Origin of the sequence: Aeromonas rivuli (assembly GCF_020149575.1) — a bacterium.
GTDB lineage: Bacteria > Pseudomonadota > Gammaproteobacteria > Enterobacterales > Aeromonadaceae > Aeromonas > Aeromonas rivuli.
On record NZ_CP079742.1, the window covers coordinates 1,683,393 to 1,697,676 of the forward strand.

The 14,284-nt window shown below is 55.3% G+C and carries 12 protein-coding genes and 3 tRNA genes; 8 read left to right on the forward strand and 7 right to left on the reverse strand.

The annotated features are described in order from the left end of the window. Positions 1 to 98 precede the first annotated feature (98 nt). The 7 genes from uvrC (at position 99) to nadS (ending at position 3,987) form a co-directional block, all read left to right on the forward strand. Positions 99 to 1,952, forward strand: a complete 1,854-nt coding sequence (uvrC, locus tag KYK33_RS07930) for an excinuclease ABC subunit UvrC (protein WP_224432627.1) — start codon at positions 99 to 101, stop codon at positions 1,950 to 1,952. Positions 1,953 to 2,122: 170 nt separating this feature from the next. Continuing rightward, positions 2,123 to 2,677 carry a CDP-diacylglycerol--glycerol-3-phosphate 3-phosphatidyltransferase gene (gene pgsA / locus KYK33_RS07935; RefSeq protein WP_042042074.1) on the forward strand — a complete coding sequence of 185 codons (555 nt, stop codon included), beginning with the start codon at positions 2,123 to 2,125 and terminating at the stop codon, positions 2,675 to 2,677. A gap of 218 nt (positions 2,678 to 2,895) precedes the next feature. Then, positions 2,896 to 2,971 (forward strand) — tRNA-Gly (locus KYK33_RS07940). A gap of 35 nt (positions 2,972 to 3,006) precedes the next feature. Next, positions 3,007 to 3,080, forward strand: a tRNA-Cys gene (locus tag KYK33_RS07945). Between the two features lie 41 nt (positions 3,081 to 3,121). Beyond that, positions 3,122 to 3,207 (forward strand) — tRNA-Leu (locus KYK33_RS07950). 161 nt (positions 3,208 to 3,368) lie between these two features. Further along, positions 3,369 to 3,701: a type II toxin-antitoxin system RelE/ParE family toxin gene (locus KYK33_RS07955; protein ID WP_224432628.1), complete on the forward strand. Its 333-nt coding sequence runs from the start codon at positions 3,369 to 3,371 to the stop codon at positions 3,699 to 3,701. A 7-nt stretch (positions 3,702 to 3,708) separates the two neighbouring features. After that, the gene (gene nadS, locus KYK33_RS07960; RefSeq protein WP_224432629.1) at positions 3,709 to 3,987 is read left to right on the forward strand and encodes a NadS family protein; all 279 of its coding nucleotides are present in this window, start codon (positions 3,709 to 3,711) and stop codon (positions 3,985 to 3,987) included. A gap of 304 nt (positions 3,988 to 4,291) precedes the next feature. On the opposite strand, the gene acuI is transcribed toward nadS, so the two are convergent. From acuI to KYK33_RS07990, 6 genes are all read right to left on the reverse strand, one after another. Next, a complete protein-coding gene (gene acuI, locus KYK33_RS07965) occupies positions 4,292 to 5,275 on the reverse strand; it encodes an acrylyl-CoA reductase (NADPH) (protein WP_042042081.1) in 984 nt (327 codons plus the stop codon). 50 nt (positions 5,276 to 5,325) lie between these two features. Then, entirely contained in the window at positions 5,326 to 5,961 is a 636-nt protein-coding gene (gene acuR / locus KYK33_RS07970) for an acrylate utilization transcriptional regulator AcuR (RefSeq protein WP_224432630.1), read from the reverse strand. A gap of 229 nt (positions 5,962 to 6,190) precedes the next feature. Continuing rightward, positions 6,191 to 6,439, reverse strand: coding sequence for a GlsB/YeaQ/YmgE family stress response membrane protein (locus KYK33_RS07975; RefSeq protein WP_042042083.1), 249 nt, complete (start codon positions 6,437 to 6,439; stop codon positions 6,191 to 6,193). Positions 6,440 to 6,570: 131 nt separating this feature from the next. Further along, a complete protein-coding gene (gene lpxH / locus KYK33_RS07980) occupies positions 6,571 to 7,305 on the reverse strand; it encodes a UDP-2,3-diacylglucosamine diphosphatase (protein ID WP_042042084.1) in 735 nt (244 codons plus the stop codon). A 70-nt stretch (positions 7,306 to 7,375) separates the two neighbouring features. Then, positions 7,376 to 8,014 (reverse strand): DUF4269 domain-containing protein, encoded by a 639-nt coding sequence (locus tag KYK33_RS07985; protein ID WP_224432631.1) that lies wholly within the window; start codon positions 8,012 to 8,014, stop codon positions 7,376 to 7,378. Next, entirely contained in the window at positions 8,004 to 8,501 is a 498-nt protein-coding gene (locus tag KYK33_RS07990) for a peptidylprolyl isomerase (protein ID WP_042042086.1), read from the reverse strand. Before KYK33_RS07990 ends, KYK33_RS07985 begins: the two co-directional genes overlap by 11 nt. A gap of 369 nt (positions 8,502 to 8,870) precedes the next feature. On the opposite strand from KYK33_RS07990, the gene cysS reads away from it, so the two are divergent. After that, on the forward strand, positions 8,871 to 10,247 hold the full coding sequence (gene cysS / locus KYK33_RS07995) for a cysteine--tRNA ligase (protein WP_224432632.1): 1,377 nt from the start codon (positions 8,871 to 8,873) through the stop codon (positions 10,245 to 10,247). An 801-nt stretch (positions 10,248 to 11,048) separates the two neighbouring features. Here cysS and KYK33_RS08000 read toward each other — a convergent pair. Next, positions 11,049 to 13,217: an ATP-binding protein gene (locus KYK33_RS08000; RefSeq protein ID WP_224432633.1), complete on the reverse strand. Its 2,169-nt coding sequence runs from the start codon at positions 13,215 to 13,217 to the stop codon at positions 11,049 to 11,051. Positions 13,218 to 14,284 lie beyond the last annotated feature (1,067 nt).

Here is a 14,284-nt window from a genome sequence, read left to right on the forward strand (position 1 = left end):
TAAGGAGGCGGCTTGAGCCGCCTTTTGCGTTCTTGGGCGGCGACGAGGTAAGCTGCTGCCATCCAAGTCTTTTGTTTCGCTGCCACGCCGAGTGCCTTATGACGACCAGCCCATCCTCCTCCTTCGACAGCAAAGCCTTCCTCAAGGTGGTCAGCCACCAGAGCGGCGTCTACCGCATGTATGACAGCGGCGGCACTGTCATCTATGTGGGCAAGGCGAAGGATCTGAAGAAGCGGCTCGCCTCCTATTTTCGCAGCAAGGTCGACAGCATCAAGACCCGTACCCTGGTGCGCCAGATCAGCGATATTCAGGTGACGGTGACCCATACCGAGACCGAGGCACTGATCCTCGAGCACAACCTCATCAAGCAATATCAGCCGCGATACAACGTGCTGCTGCGCGATGACAAGTCTTACCCCTGGATAGTCATCACCGGCCACCGCCATCCGCGGATCGGCCTGCACCGGGGGGCCCGCAAGTTAAAGGGGGACTATTTCGGCCCTTACCCCTCAGGGGGCGCGGTGCGCGAGAGTCTGCACCTGATGCAGAAAATATTCCCGGTGCGTCAATGCGAGGATGCGGTCTATGCCAACCGCAGCCGCCCCTGCCTGCTCTATCAACTCAAGCGCTGTGCCGGTCCCTGCGTGGCCGGTCTGGTGAGCGAAGAGGAGTATGCCCAGCAGGTCGAGCTGGCCCGCTTGTTTCTGGCGGGCAAAAATCAGCAGGTCATAGGCTCGCTGGTGGGCAAGATGGAGTCTGCCAGCGGCGACTTGCGCTTCGAGGAGGCGGCCCGCTATCGGGATCAGATCCAGGCGCTGCGCAAGGTGACCGAGCAGCAGTCGGTGAGCGGCAACGTGCTCGATGAGCTGGATGTGGTCGGGGTGGCCTTCGAACAAGGCACCGCCTGTATCCATGTACTCTTCATTCGCCAGGGCAAGGTGCTCGGCTCGCGCAGCTATTTCCCCAAGGTGCCCGCCGATACCGACCTCGATGAGGTGGTGCAATCCTTCCTGCTGCAGTTCTATCTGTCGGGGCAGGGGGGACGCCAGATCCCGAGCGAAGTGCTGCTCGATGTGGCCCTGGAGGATGAGGCACTCATCGCCGATACCCTGAGCCAGACCGCGGGTTACAAGGTGCGGGTACAGAGCCGCACCCGCGCCGAGCGCGCCCGTTTCATCAAGCTGGCGGCCATCAACGCCCAGAGTGCGCTACGCTCGCGGCTCGCCCACCAGAGCACCATGGCGGCGCGTCTTGCCCAGCTCGAGGAGTTGCTCGAGCTTGATGGCCCCATCAATCGCATGGAGTGTTTCGATATTTCCCACACCATGGGGGAGCGCACCGTGGCGTCTTGCGTGGTGTTCAACCGGGAGGGGCCCTTCAGCGCCGAGTATCGTCGCTTCAACATAGAGGGGATCACCGGCGGCGATGACTATGCCGCCATGGAGCAGGTGCTGGAGCGCCGCTTTGGCAAGCAGCAGGAGCCGGACAAGGTGCCGGATGTGCTCTTTATCGATGGCGGTCTGGGGCAGTTGCGCCGCGCCGAGGAGATCCTGGCTCGCCAGCTGGATTTTCTGGGGGGCAAGCACCCCCTGCTCATCGGCATTGCCAAGGGGGTAACCCGCAAGGCGGGGCTGGAGACCCTCATCATGGGGGAGAGCCATGAAGAGCTTCATCTGCCGGCAGACATGCCGGCCTTGCACCTGATTCAGCACATTCGCGACGAATCCCACCGTTTCGCCATCACAGGTCACAGGGCGCGCCGCGCCAAGGCGCGTACCACCAGTACCCTGGAAGAGATCCCGGGGGTGGGACCGAAACGGCGTCAGGCGCTGCTCAAATATCTGGGGGGTCTGCAGGAGGTGAAGAAGGCCAGTATCGATGATCTGGCCCGGGTCCCCGGCATCAGCACCGAACTGGCACAGGCCATTCATGAAGCGCTGCACGGCCATTGAGCATGGTGGCATGCATAAGGGCCGTGACGGGGAGGGGACCGAAATGCCATAATGACCCGGTATTTCAAGGTTATTGATGGATTAATAAACTAAGGCGGGTGTCAGCCCGGTTGTCATGGCAACCGGCTTGGGGCTACCATCTAGCGGCATACAAGAAGTGGCTGAAAATAATGACAAATATTCCTAATCTTTTGACGTTTTTCCGGATATTGCTGATCCCCGTCTTCGTCGTCCTGTTCTACCTGCCTTACCAGTGGTCCTATCTGGCGGCGGCAATCGTCTTCTTCCTGGCGGCCGCCACCGATTGGTTCGATGGCTACCTGGCCCGCAAGCTCAACCAGTCCACCGCCTTCGGTGCCTTCCTCGATCCCGTCGCCGACAAGATCATGGTGGCCGCCGCCCTGGTGGTCATCGTCGAGCACTACAACACCGTCTGGGTCACCATACCCGCCATGACCATGATAGGGCGCGAGATCATCATCTCGGCCCTGCGCGAATGGATGGCAGAGCTCGGCAAGCGCTCTGCGGTCGCGGTAAGCTGGATTGGCAAGTGGAAGACCATGATCCAGATGGCCTCGCTCACCGGCCTGATCTGGCAATACGACATCTGGATGGTGTGGTGCTCTTACCTGCTGCTCTATGTCGCGACAGTGCTCACCTTCTGGTCCATGTTCCAGTACCTGCGCGCGGCCTGGGGAGATCTGACTTACCACTCCCGTTTCTGATCGAAAACACACTGCCATGTTCTGGGCCCGCGCCAGCGAGCGGGTCTGGAGCAAGAGTGATGGTTTAGTGCTTTGGATCCAGGTAATGACAACAAGCATTGAAAAAAGACAAAAAGAGTAAAAAATGGTCGAACGATCAGAGTATTAAATATTTGGGGTTGACTGGTGAGCCAGCATCGCTAGAATGCGTCTCGTAGTCAGGCGTTACGCCAGACCCTGCGGGAATAGCTCAGTTGGTAGAGCACGACCTTGCCAAGGTCGGGGTCGCGAGTTCGAGTCTCGTTTCCCGCTCCAAATTTAGACAATCGAGAGCCAACTCTCTTTTGCATGGCGCGTTAGCAAAGCGGTTATGCAGCGGATTGCAAATCCGTTTAGTCCGGTTCGACTCCGGAACGTGCCTCCATATTGATAAGCTCGCATCATGAGCTTGATACCGATTGCGGTGCCCGAGTGGTGAAATCGGTAGACACAAGGGATTTAAAATCCCTCGCTTTCTGAGCGTGCCGGTTCGATTCCGGCCTCGGGCACCATTAAAAATCAAAGACTTACGAAGGCCACTAGCGATAGTGGCCTTTTTGTTTTTTGGCCGAATGGCGACAGAGTGGCGACACTAAAATGCCAGTGATTGTTGTTATTTACGCTAAGGTGTACCATGTACACCATTAGGTCGAATGGTTAGAGTGAGTGATGGGTGAGTAACGCCATTGAGTTTGTTGAAACATCGGTCTTTACCAGGCAGATAAAAGCTCTTGCAACAGATGATGAGCTCAGAGCATTACAAACGGAACTCATTGCCCAACCGGAAAAGGGGGATTTGATCCAGGGCACCGGAGGCTTGCGAAAAGTTCGCATGGCAACTGGCCAGCAAGGAAAGAGTGGCAGCGCGAGAGTCATCTACTTTTTGGCGACAGCGGAGATGATTTACTTAGTGCTCGCTTATGCCAAAAATGAGAAAGATAGCCTGACATCGGCAGAGAAAGCCGACTTGAAGCGCTTGACCACGTTACTAAAGGGCGAGGTTTAACATGAACATGTTTGACGAATTGAAGGCTTCCCTTGAGGAGGCTGTTGAGATTAAGCAGGGCCGTCTTGAGCCTGCCGTGAGAACTCGCTATGAGGTTGCTGACGTCAAGGCTATTCGCCTCGCGCTTAATGTCTCTCAGCAAGAGTTTGCTCAGGCTCTTGGGACGAGTGTTGATACTGTTAAAAGTTGGGAGACCCGACGTCGGAACCCGACTGGACTGGCCGCGAAGGTATTGACGCTTATGCAAGAAAAGCCGGATCTCTATCGAGAATTAGCCACGCACTGATGTGGTGTTGAACGAGGTAGAGTGAAGAGGTCCCAGGCAGTGGGGCCTCTAATGACTTGCAAGATTTCAGTTATCCGTTCACCCCTCATGACGCCTAACATCCAGAGGCGCTACCCGTTTGATGCAGTGAATGGTACTGCTGGCACGACCGGCACTGTCTGGTTGATATGAGAAACGGATCCGGAGCCGCTCCATCGCTGCACCATGACTGGCGTTGGGTCGTGGCAATGACCGGGGGGATAAAAGGGCATTGCAAGGACGAGGGACACCCCAGGCGAGCGTAACCGCTCGCCTGGGGTTGGGATCAACCTTGGACGTTGACCACTATCCGGCCGCGTACCTTGCCAGCCAGGAAGGCATCGCCCTGTGCAACGGCCTGGGAGAGAGGGATTTCCCGGGTGATGAGGTTGAGGCGCTCGATGTCGAGATCGTCGGCCAGCCTTGCCCAGGCCTGATGGCGCAGGGAGAGCGGGGCCATGACGCTGTCTATTCCGCAGAGGGTCACGCCACGCAGGATGAAGGGCATCACGGTGGAGGGGAAATCCATGCCGCCAGCCAGTCCGCATGCCGTCACGACACCGCCGTAACGGGTCGTCGCGCAGGCATTGGCCAGGGTGTGACTGCCCACGGTATCCACGACACCGGCCCAGCGCTCCTTGCCAAGGGGGCGGCCCGGCTCGGACAGTTCGCTGCGATCGATCACTTCTGCCGCGCCCAATGACGTGAGGTAATCCGCTTCGGCGAGACGCCCGGTGGAGGCGACGACCCGATAGCCCAGCTTGGCCAACAGGGCAATGGCCACACTGCCGACACCGCCATTGGCGCCAGTGACCAGAATGCTGCCATCACCGGGGGCCACGCCGTGTTTTTCCAGTGCCAGCACGCAGAGCATAGCGGTGTACCCGGCCGTGCCAATGGCCATGGCTTCCCGGGCACTGAAGCGAGGGGGCAGGGCTACCAGCCAATCCCCCTTGACCCTGGCTTGTTCGGCCAGTCCACCGCAATGGGTTTCACCCACGCCCCAGCCATTGAGCACCACCTTGTCGCCAGCCTGCCAATCGGGGTGGCTGCTGTCCAGCACTGTGCCTGCGAAGTCGATCCCCGGGATCATCGGGAATTTACGCACCACAGGTGATGCCCCGGTCAGTGCCAGGCAATCTTTGTAATTGAGTGATGACCACTCGACGGCCACGGTGACATCCCCCTCGGGCAACGTCTCCTGGGCGATGGCCTGGTAGGTGGCGCGATAGCCCGCCTCATCTTTCTCAATCAGGATACCCTTGAACATGCTGTGTACTCCCTTAATTGGACTGGTTGCTTATTAATGATCGGTAAAAATCACTTCGCTATTTTCATGAAAAATTGGAGGAAAGAGGTCATTGGCTCGGTGGAGCCCGCCAACCTTGCCCGCAGCACGGCCCCTTCCCAGCCGATCCAGAACTGGTGGGCGAGGGCCGCGCAGTCGCTCTCCGGGGCCAGCTCTCCCGCGGTCACGGCGTCCTTGAGGGATTGCTCAAGCAGCGCCTCCCAGCCGCAGAGGATCTGCTCGAGCCGCAGACGCAGTGCAGGTTCGAGCTGAACGACCTCCTGACCCAGGTTGCCGATGAGGCAACCGCGTTTGAAATCAAACCGCTCCAGCCCCCGGCAGGCGCTATCGACAAAGGCATGGAGTCTGGCCAGGGGCGCTTGGCTGCTATCCCCTAGGTAGCGGGTCAGCTTGGCGCAGAAGTAGTGGTGATAGGCATCCATCACCGCCAGGGTGAACTCACTCTTGTTGGCAAAGTAGTGATAGAAGGAGCCCTTGGGGATCTGGGTGGACTTGAGCACCTCGTCAATGGAGGTGGCACTGATGCCCCGCTCGGTCAGCAGCGCCATACCACGGCGGATCAGCAGGTCACGGGTGTCTGCATAGGATTGCCCGTGGAGGGCAGGGCGGCCACGGGGGCGGCGGGGAAGCGAGTCGTTTGTGTGCATAGGGATTATTAGACGCCTCATCTAGAAATAGATCAATCCACAATGATGAACCCATGTTGAGCCTGGTTTCTCCCTCCACCCTGGGCAGTCATCTGAGAGGAGCAGGCGGCAGCCATCCCCCTGGCTGGCCTCTCTGTTGAAGAGAGCCAGCATCACCACGCCAGGTTGAACCCAATAGCAAGGGCGCCCCAAGGCGCCCTTTTGATACTAGATGGCCGTGACCGGCCGCTTAGTTGCTCATCTTCTTGTAGATAAACAGCACCAGCAGGGCGCCGATCACGGCGATGATCAGGCTGGGCAGATTGAAGCCCGTCACTGTGCCCATGCCGAGCAGGGTGCTGACATAGCCCCCGACCATGGCACCGACCACCCCCAGCACCACCGTCATGATAAAACCGCCGCCATCTTTGCCCGGCATGATCCACTTAGCCAGTATGCCCACGAGCAGACCCAGCACAATCCAGGAGAAGAATCCCATGACACTATCCTCATCAATGTTTGGAAGTCAGACTATAGGCCCAAATGTCACCCAGGCACAGGGCCCTCAGGAGGGCATGAGCCAGCAATCGTCGGACTCATGGGCCGTTAACAGCCTAGTTCATCAGCACTTTACTCGATAGGACGCAGTGGCCGTGCCTCAAGCTGCTGGCCACTGGGCTTGCACACCAGTATGGATCCCTGCTCGAACCAATCCCCCAGCACGATGCGGCGGGCGCTGCGTTTGCCGAGACGAAAGTCGTGAATGGCGGGTCTGTGGGTGTGGCCGTGGATCAGCAACTGGCAGTCATGGGCTTTCATCAGATCTGCCACGGCCTGCTCGGTGACGTCCATGATGGTGTGGGGCTTGTGGCTGTTTTGCTGCTGGCTCTGGCCACGCAGCTTGCCCGCTATCTTGCGACGGCGCGCCAGGGGCAGGCGCAGGAACAGCCAGCGCAGCCAGCTTAACTGAGTGATGCGGCGAAACTTCTGGTAGTCGACATCGTCGGTACAGAGCCGATCCCCGTGGCTGAGCAGGGTGCGGGTGCCATAGAGATCGATGATGCAGGGATCGGGCAGCAGCATCATGCCAGCCTGTTTGGCAAAGCCCTTGCCGAGCAAAAAGTCGCGATTGCCGTGGATGAAATAGAGCGGCACACCGCGCTTGCTCAGGGCCAGGAAGGCATCGGCCACCTGTTGGTGGAGCGGGCAGGGATCATCATCGCCAATCCAGAACTCGAACAGATCGCCGAGCACATAGAGGGCATCGGCCCCCGGCGCCTCCTGTTGCAGAAACTGGATCAAGGCCGCCGTCATGTCGGGGCGGGCGCTGCAAAGGTGAAGATCACTGATAAAGAGGGTGCTCATGGGGCCCTATTGGTGAAGGTCATGGCGAAACGCCAGGGTTAAGAGTTGAAAAACGGGAATGCGGGATCCGTTAACGCTGGGGCCAGTGTAACAAGCCAAGGTCGCTCCCTTCCAGCGTTAGCAGTGCCAGATAGGGATCGCCCGGCAGCGCCAGTAGCTGGCAGATGGCGGCTTCCCCCTTGAGACCCTGCGTCAATCGCAGGTGCAGCACGGCGCGGTAGAAGTCGATGCCAAAGTGCTCAAGCAGCGCCGCCATCAGGCCAAGATGACGCCAGCCGTGCAACGATTCGATGGGCCCGGGCGTGACATAGAGCTCGAGAGGCCAGCGTTGACCATCTTGCCCGGTCAGGTGTTGCTCCAACAGCCAGATGCCGTTGCCTTTGTCCCGGCCATGCCAGCCCTGTGCGGTGAGGCCCATGGCAAGGCTCGCCGGATCGGGATGCTGGCAAATGATATCGAGGTCGCTGCCGGGCCTGTCCAGACCGATGACCAGGGTGCTGACCAGGGCCAGATCCTGACAAGTTGCCTGCAAGGCTGCCCAGAGGCCACGTTCGCTCAGCAGGGCATGGGCCGCGCGTTGGCGATCATTGCCCTGGGCCAGATAATCGATGCGGCGCCAGTCAGCGCCATGCTGGCCTCGCGCAGATGGAAAAACTGCGGCCGGGGCCGCAGTGTTATCAGTGCGCAGAAGGCAGCAATCAGTCAGCAAGGGTGACCTTGGTGATGACCACATCTTCTACCGGTACGTCCTGGTGCATGCGGCCGGAATTGCCGGTCTTGACGCCCTTGATCTTGTTGACCACGTCCATGCCGGCGGTCACTTCACCGAATACGCAGTAGCCGAAGCCCTGGGTGGTGGCGGATTTGAAGTCGAGGAAGTCGTTGTTGCTGACGTTGATGAAGAACTGGGCGCTGGCGGAGTGCGGCTCGGAGGTACGGGCCATGGCGATGGTGCCAACTTTGTTGGACAGGCCGTTGGCCGCTTCGTTCTTGATGGAGGCGCGGGTCTCTTTCTCGTCAAAACCGGCGGCGTAGCCACCGCCCTGGATCATGAAGCCGTCGATGACGCGGTGGAAGATGGTGTTGTCGTAGTGACCATCGCGGCAGTATTGCAGGAAGTTGGCCACAGTTTCCGGGGCTTTTTCCGCGTTCAGGGTCAGGGTGATGTCGCCGTGGTTGGTGTGCAGAGTAACCATGATATGTCCTTTATTCTGTCGGGTGAAAAGTGGGCATGTGACCGGGCCCGGAGGCAGTCACAGGCAAGCTTTCATCTAGGGGTAAAAATAGTGGCCGCAATTCTAGCCTATCCCGGTCCCCGGGCAAAGTCGCGCGACCCTCTCAGGAGATCAACCCATGACGGGCGTCAGCAGATCGGCCAGGGTTCATGCTGGGGAGCGGCCTGGCCCCGCCCCCATCTTGGCTGCGTCGATACCGGCATGGCCGCCAATTGGCGAAAAAGCAGCCAGCCTGGACCAAAAAGGCGGCGACTGGTGGCCCCGGCTCGTTTTCTAAAGGGGATGCGGTTAGAATGGCAGGCCATTTCACTCACAGGCAGTGGTCATAAGATGCTGAAGATATACAACACACTCACTCGTCAAAAAGAAGAATTCAAACCTATCCACCCGGGCAAGGTGGGCATGTATGTGTGTGGTGTCACTATCTATGATCACTGTCATATCGGTCACGGTCGCACCTTCGTCGCCTTCGACGTGGTGGCCCGCTACCTGCGTTACAGCGGCTACCAGCTCAACTACGTGCGCAACGTCACCGACGTGGATGACAAGATCATCAAGCGCGCCGCCGAGACCCAGGTGACCTGCGACGATCTGACCGAGCGCCTGATCGGTGACATGCACCAGGATTTTGATGCCCTCGGCATGGTGCGCCCGGACGTCGAGCCGCGCGCCACCCAGCACATCCATGAGATCATCGAGCTGGTCGAGACCCTGATCGCCAAGGATCACGCCTACGTGGCCGACAACGGCGATGTCATGTTCATCGTCGAGTCGTTTGCCGACTACGGCAAGCTGTCCGGTCAGGATCTGGAGCAGCTGCAGGCCGGTGCCCGGGTCGATGTGGTGGATGCCAAGCGCAACCCGCTCGACTTCGTGCTGTGGAAGATGTCCAAGCCCGGCGAGCCGACCTGGGACAGCCCCTGGGGCCCGGGTCGTCCCGGCTGGCACATCGAGTGCTCCGCCATGAACTCCAAGCACCTTGGCAACCACTTCGACATCCACGGTGGCGGCTCGGATCTGCAGTTCCCGCACCACGAGAACGAGATCGCCCAGTCCTGCTGCGCCCACGGCGGCGACTACGTCAACACCTGGATGCACAGCGGCATGGTGATGGTGGACAAGGAGAAGATGTCCAAGTCCCTCGGCAACTTCTTCACCATCCGCGACGTCCTGGCCCACTACGACGCCGAGAGCGTGCGTTACTTCCTGATGTCCGGCCACTACCGCAGCCAGCTCAACTACTCGGAAGACAACCTCAAGCAGGCCCGCGCCGCGCTGGAGCGGATGTACACCGCCCTGCGCGACCTGCCTGCCGCCGAGGCCGCCGGTGGTGACGAACAGGTGGCTCGCTTCAAGGAGGCGATGGACGACGACTTCAACACCCCGGAAGCCTACTCCGCCCTGTTCGATCTGGTGCGCGAGATCAACCGCCAGAAGGCCGAAGACCTGACCGTGGCCGCCGGCCTCGGTGCCCGTCTGCGCGAGCTCGGCGCCGTGCTCGGCATACTGCAGCAGGATCCGGACGCCTTCCTCAAGGGCAATGACGCCGATGAAGAAGTGGCCGAGATCGAGCAGCTGATCGCCCAGCGCAACCAGGCCCGCGCCGACAAGAACTGGGCCGCCGCCGACGCCGCCAGAGCCCGTCTCACCGAGATGGGCATAGTGCTGGAAGACAGCGCCGGCAAGACCAGCTGGCGCCGGGCTTAAGGCCGGTGGCCCTGCTCGCGCCAACCGGTTGACCAAATAAAAAACCGCAGCCCTAGGGCTGCGGTTTTTGTTTGTGGTCTCTCCCGTGAAGTCTCAGCGGCTTTCGGTCTGCTTCCCTCTCCCCTTGAGGGAGAGGGCCAGGGTGAGGGGTAGCTAACTTCTTTGGCTCGCCAGTCTGGCTGATGTGGCTCAGTGTCAAAGAGGCGAGGGCTTTGCCCTCGCAGGGGTTTCGCCCGCCCTTCGGGCTGGGGCGAGTGACTTTTGAAAGACCCGCTCTCTTTGGCAAATAACACCAAAAGTCTTCTCCCCCAACAAACCGCCCGCTTCGCGGGTTCCCTCCTCTCGTCCAACGGGTCGGACGGAGCACCGCAGACGGCACTTTGGCCTTCGCCATCCTTGGCTTCGGCCAAAGTCCGCTTCGAACATCCCTGTTCTCGCGCCAAATCGGGGTCGAGCAGTGCTCGCCCTGATCCGCTTTGGCCCCTATGCCGACTGCGGCTGCGCCATCATCCCTGATGGAGCTCCTGACCCGTTGAACTCGACTCGGCGGTTTGCAGGGGGAACCAATACCGTGCCCGCCCGTGGCTTCAGCTAGTCCAACTTTTTCGGCAGTCTGTTCGATGCCATTTGCAACCATCTCGCCGAGATGAAAATTGTACAGGAAAACAGCACCGACAAAACCAGTGACTCTGTGCTGGAGTTGGTTTAATTGGATAGATAAAAAATCGAAACCAAAGGGTTGCGGTTTTTGTCTATGAACATTTCATGGTTTCATAATTAACATTTAATAGTATTTTACATTTACATGATATTTTTAATGTCAATATATAACGCATAAAGACGACAAGCTGACATATCTAAAATTGGTTCATACATAAATGAATTAAGATGGATGTTCTCTGGAGTCATTAAGTTGACTTGATCTAATAAAGCGATACTTTCTAATTCTGTTGAAAATACTACTGTATATTTGTCAAAAAGCTCACGTGTTTGGTTAGAGGTGATAGAGGTTACGAACTCTTGGTCAGAAATCCTATCTATCATGAACTCTTCGGCTTTAAGCCTGATAGCCATAGCCAAAATAACTTTACACTCAAGCTCAGGGGTTTCTTGGTTATCAATTACTAGGGCGTCACTGTGTTGGAATATTTTATCTATTATGGAGTCATGACCATTTGGTAGTGATAAATTGGGTAGGTCACTAAATATATCGCGGTAAATAAATTGTAAATCACTCACGATGATGTTTGCGCTATTTTCTTTTAGATGCAGTAAAGATGTAAGTTTTTCGAAATGTTCATTACGCCCACAATACTCTGCAATATTTCTGGCAAACGGAATGCTTGCCAGCATGTATTTCTCATTGGTACTTAAATTTTGTTTCCAGGTTGAAAACACATCCTTCTGATATCTTTCTTGAATTATTTTGATTCCATCAAGGGACTTTATAGCTATCAGTCTATTCTGCCGCTTAGCATTTAGACGGCTACTAACAATTCTGTGGAAGTCAAAGTTATGAGTAAGTAAAAGTAAATGAAAACAAGTTGTCTTTGATAAATCGCGCAGATACTCTACGATTGCATATTTATTTTTATAATCAAAAGAGTCTGCAATATCATCAACAATGATCAAAATAGGTTGAGTGCTTTGCTTTCTAACTTCTAGCTCAAATAACACATTAAGGATATATAATGCGCGTTTTTCACCTTGGCTTAACGCGGAAATTAAGCTTTGATGATTTATATTTTCTGAGTTACCACGACCATCATTGAATCTGAATTTTATCGTAGGTGTTGCTGCATTGAGAATGACTTCATCTTGGTTTTCAACACTAAGCTTAAATGGTACGTCAAAGCGTTTGTTGAAAGTGTCAACAACAGTTTCCCATGTAGTTCTTTGTTCTTGGGCTTGTTGGATAATTTGTTTTATTAGTTCTTGATTTTTTTTGTAAGTGTCTACTAAGTCGTGCCAAAGAACTTGTTGTGATTGTAGATAACTTAAAACTATTTTTTTCTTGAATAGATTTATGTTTTGATATTCTGGAAGCAAGTCTTGATGCTCTGAAATATAATCACGAAATGTTTGAGTGTCTTTTGTCTTAAGTTTGTTATCAAATTTGCTGAGTTTTTCTTTGAGCACTGGGTTTTTTAATATTTGGTCTTGTTCCTGCTGAAGTAGTGCATTTAGATCTTCTTGTGAGGTAACTTCACATTTTTCACCCTTAATTGAAATGTTGACGCTGTGCGATGCTGTAAAAAAACCTGATTCATTCAAATTTTTAGATACATCACCAGCTTTCTGGTGATTAAATGTTCTGGATAGGATTGAAGACTCACTAATAAGCTTCTCATAAGTCTCAACATATTCAGTTAGCTCTTGATTTAAGTCTCCAGAGGAAATAAGTTCAATAACTTTTTGGTTGAAAAGATCATTGTATTTAAGATTACTGAAGTGACTTAGGTTATCATACTTTTCTTCATATAATTCCACCAGCAACTCTAGTAGTTTCTTTTCTGGTTTTGAGAATGCCTCGCAAATAATTTCTGGAATACCTTTGGCTGCTTTTCCAGAGGATTTTGACAGGGATTTTATTAGTGACTCCCGTTTATCATCTACTTCTTTCAATGCTATATCATATTGTTGTTTTAGTCCGTTATCGACAAGTAATGTGGACAGTTGTTGAGAGCTATAACTTTCATTGTAAGAGTCAATGGTTAGAACTTGCTCAGCAGTAATGTCAGTGTCATTTATCTTTACTGATCTAATAGTTATACGCTCAGGGAAAATAATATCTTTAGTGGTTTTTTGGTTTTCAATATCTTTGAAGGTTTTTGTTAGGGAAGTTTTTAATGTGCCATTAGGCGCATATAGAGAGTTAACTCCACAGCAAGAATCAGTTTTTGTAAGATTAAATTTTTTTGATAATTTGCTGATCCCATAGCAATTCTCTAATTCTATATCAAGTAGCATGACATACCTTCTCATAAAATATGGTTAATTAATGCTGTCGATTATAAATCGGGTTTTTAGCCCATAGGTTCGATCAGCGGAGCGTAATCGGACGAGCTAGAAATAAGGTGTTATCACGGATAAATACTCACTATCAGGCCTTTAATATAAGGTCATTCCTCGATAGGACGGTGTACCGCTTGTTGCTGTACTCATATTAATTTTTACCATGTCGATTGTGCTTGTTGCATAGGTGCGACAATTTGGTCTTGCCATACGGTGGGTGAGGGGCCAGATCAGAGATAACAACCCTCCCGATCATTGTCCCGAATACATTGGGTTCGGTTAACTGGCCTCGGAGTTGAGGATTCGGGTTTTTGCCCCCTGTTGTTCGCCGAGGTGAGCTCGTTTGTCCAGGCCGCGAGGCAGGACGCCGAGCGAGCGCCGCTGGGCCAGGGATGGCCCATCGGCGCGTGCCGTCGGATAAAGGGGCGAACCGAGGGAACCCGACGCAGGAGGGCGAACAAGTGGGGGTGGCCTTTCTTTTGGTGACTTTTCTTTGGCCACGCAAAGAAAAGTCACTCGCCCAGCCGCGCAGCGGCGGCGAAACCCTGTCGAGGGCAGTGCCCTCGTGTCCTGCATGGCGAAGCCATGCCAATCAGGCTAGTGACCCCTCACCCTAGCCCTCTCCCGCAGGGGGCGAGGGAATTGTTACCGTGGTGCAATGCGCTGCGCTTATTGCACCCTACCGTTCTCCCGCAAGGGGAGAGGGAATTGTTACCCTGGTGCAATGCGCTGTGCTTATTGCACCCTACCGTTCTCCCGCAGGGGAGAGGGGATGATTACCGTGGTGCAATGCGCTGCGCTTATTGCACCCTACACGCTTATTGGCACCCAACGCCTCTCCCCCAAGGGGAGAGGGGATGGTTACCGCGGACGATTACGCTTCGCTACTCGACCCTACTTGTCCCGGGTCCCGGGGCCGTCGGAAACCCCGTCGAGGGTGGAACCCTCGCACCTTGGCGAGGCGCGGGATGCCGGGCTGGCATCCGCCAACGACGCTACCGCCCCTGGCTCTCGCTACCACA

Coding starts and splice junctions, on each gene's coding strand:
- uvrC (WP_224432627.1), top strand. CDS start 99: ATGACGACCAGCCCATCCTCCTCCTTCGACAGCAAAGCCTTCCTCAAG.
- pgsA (WP_042042074.1), top strand. CDS start 2,123: ATGACAAATATTCCTAATCTTTTGACGTTTTTCCGGATATTGCTGATC.
- nadS (WP_224432629.1), top strand. CDS start 3,709: ATGTTTGACGAATTGAAGGCTTCCCTTGAGGAGGCTGTTGAGATTAAG.
- acuI (WP_042042081.1), bottom strand. CDS start 5,275: ATGTTCAAGGGTATCCTGATTGAGAAAGATGAGGCGGGCTATCGCGCC.
- acuR (WP_224432630.1), bottom strand. CDS start 5,961: ATGCACACAAACGACTCGCTTCCCCGCCGCCCCCGTGGCCGCCCTGCC.
- KYK33_RS07975 (WP_042042083.1), bottom strand. CDS start 6,439: ATGGGATTCTTCTCCTGGATTGTGCTGGGTCTGCTCGTGGGCATACTG.
- lpxH (WP_042042084.1), bottom strand. CDS start 7,305: ATGAGCACCCTCTTTATCAGTGATCTTCACCTTTGCAGCGCCCGCCCC.
- KYK33_RS07990 (WP_042042086.1), bottom strand. CDS start 8,501: ATGGTTACTCTGCACACCAACCACGGCGACATCACCCTGACCCTGAAC.
- cysS (WP_224432632.1), top strand. CDS start 8,871: ATGCTGAAGATATACAACACACTCACTCGTCAAAAAGAAGAATTCAAA.
- KYK33_RS08000 (WP_224432633.1), bottom strand. CDS start 13,217: ATGCTACTTGATATAGAATTAGAGAATTGCTATGGGATCAGCAAATTA.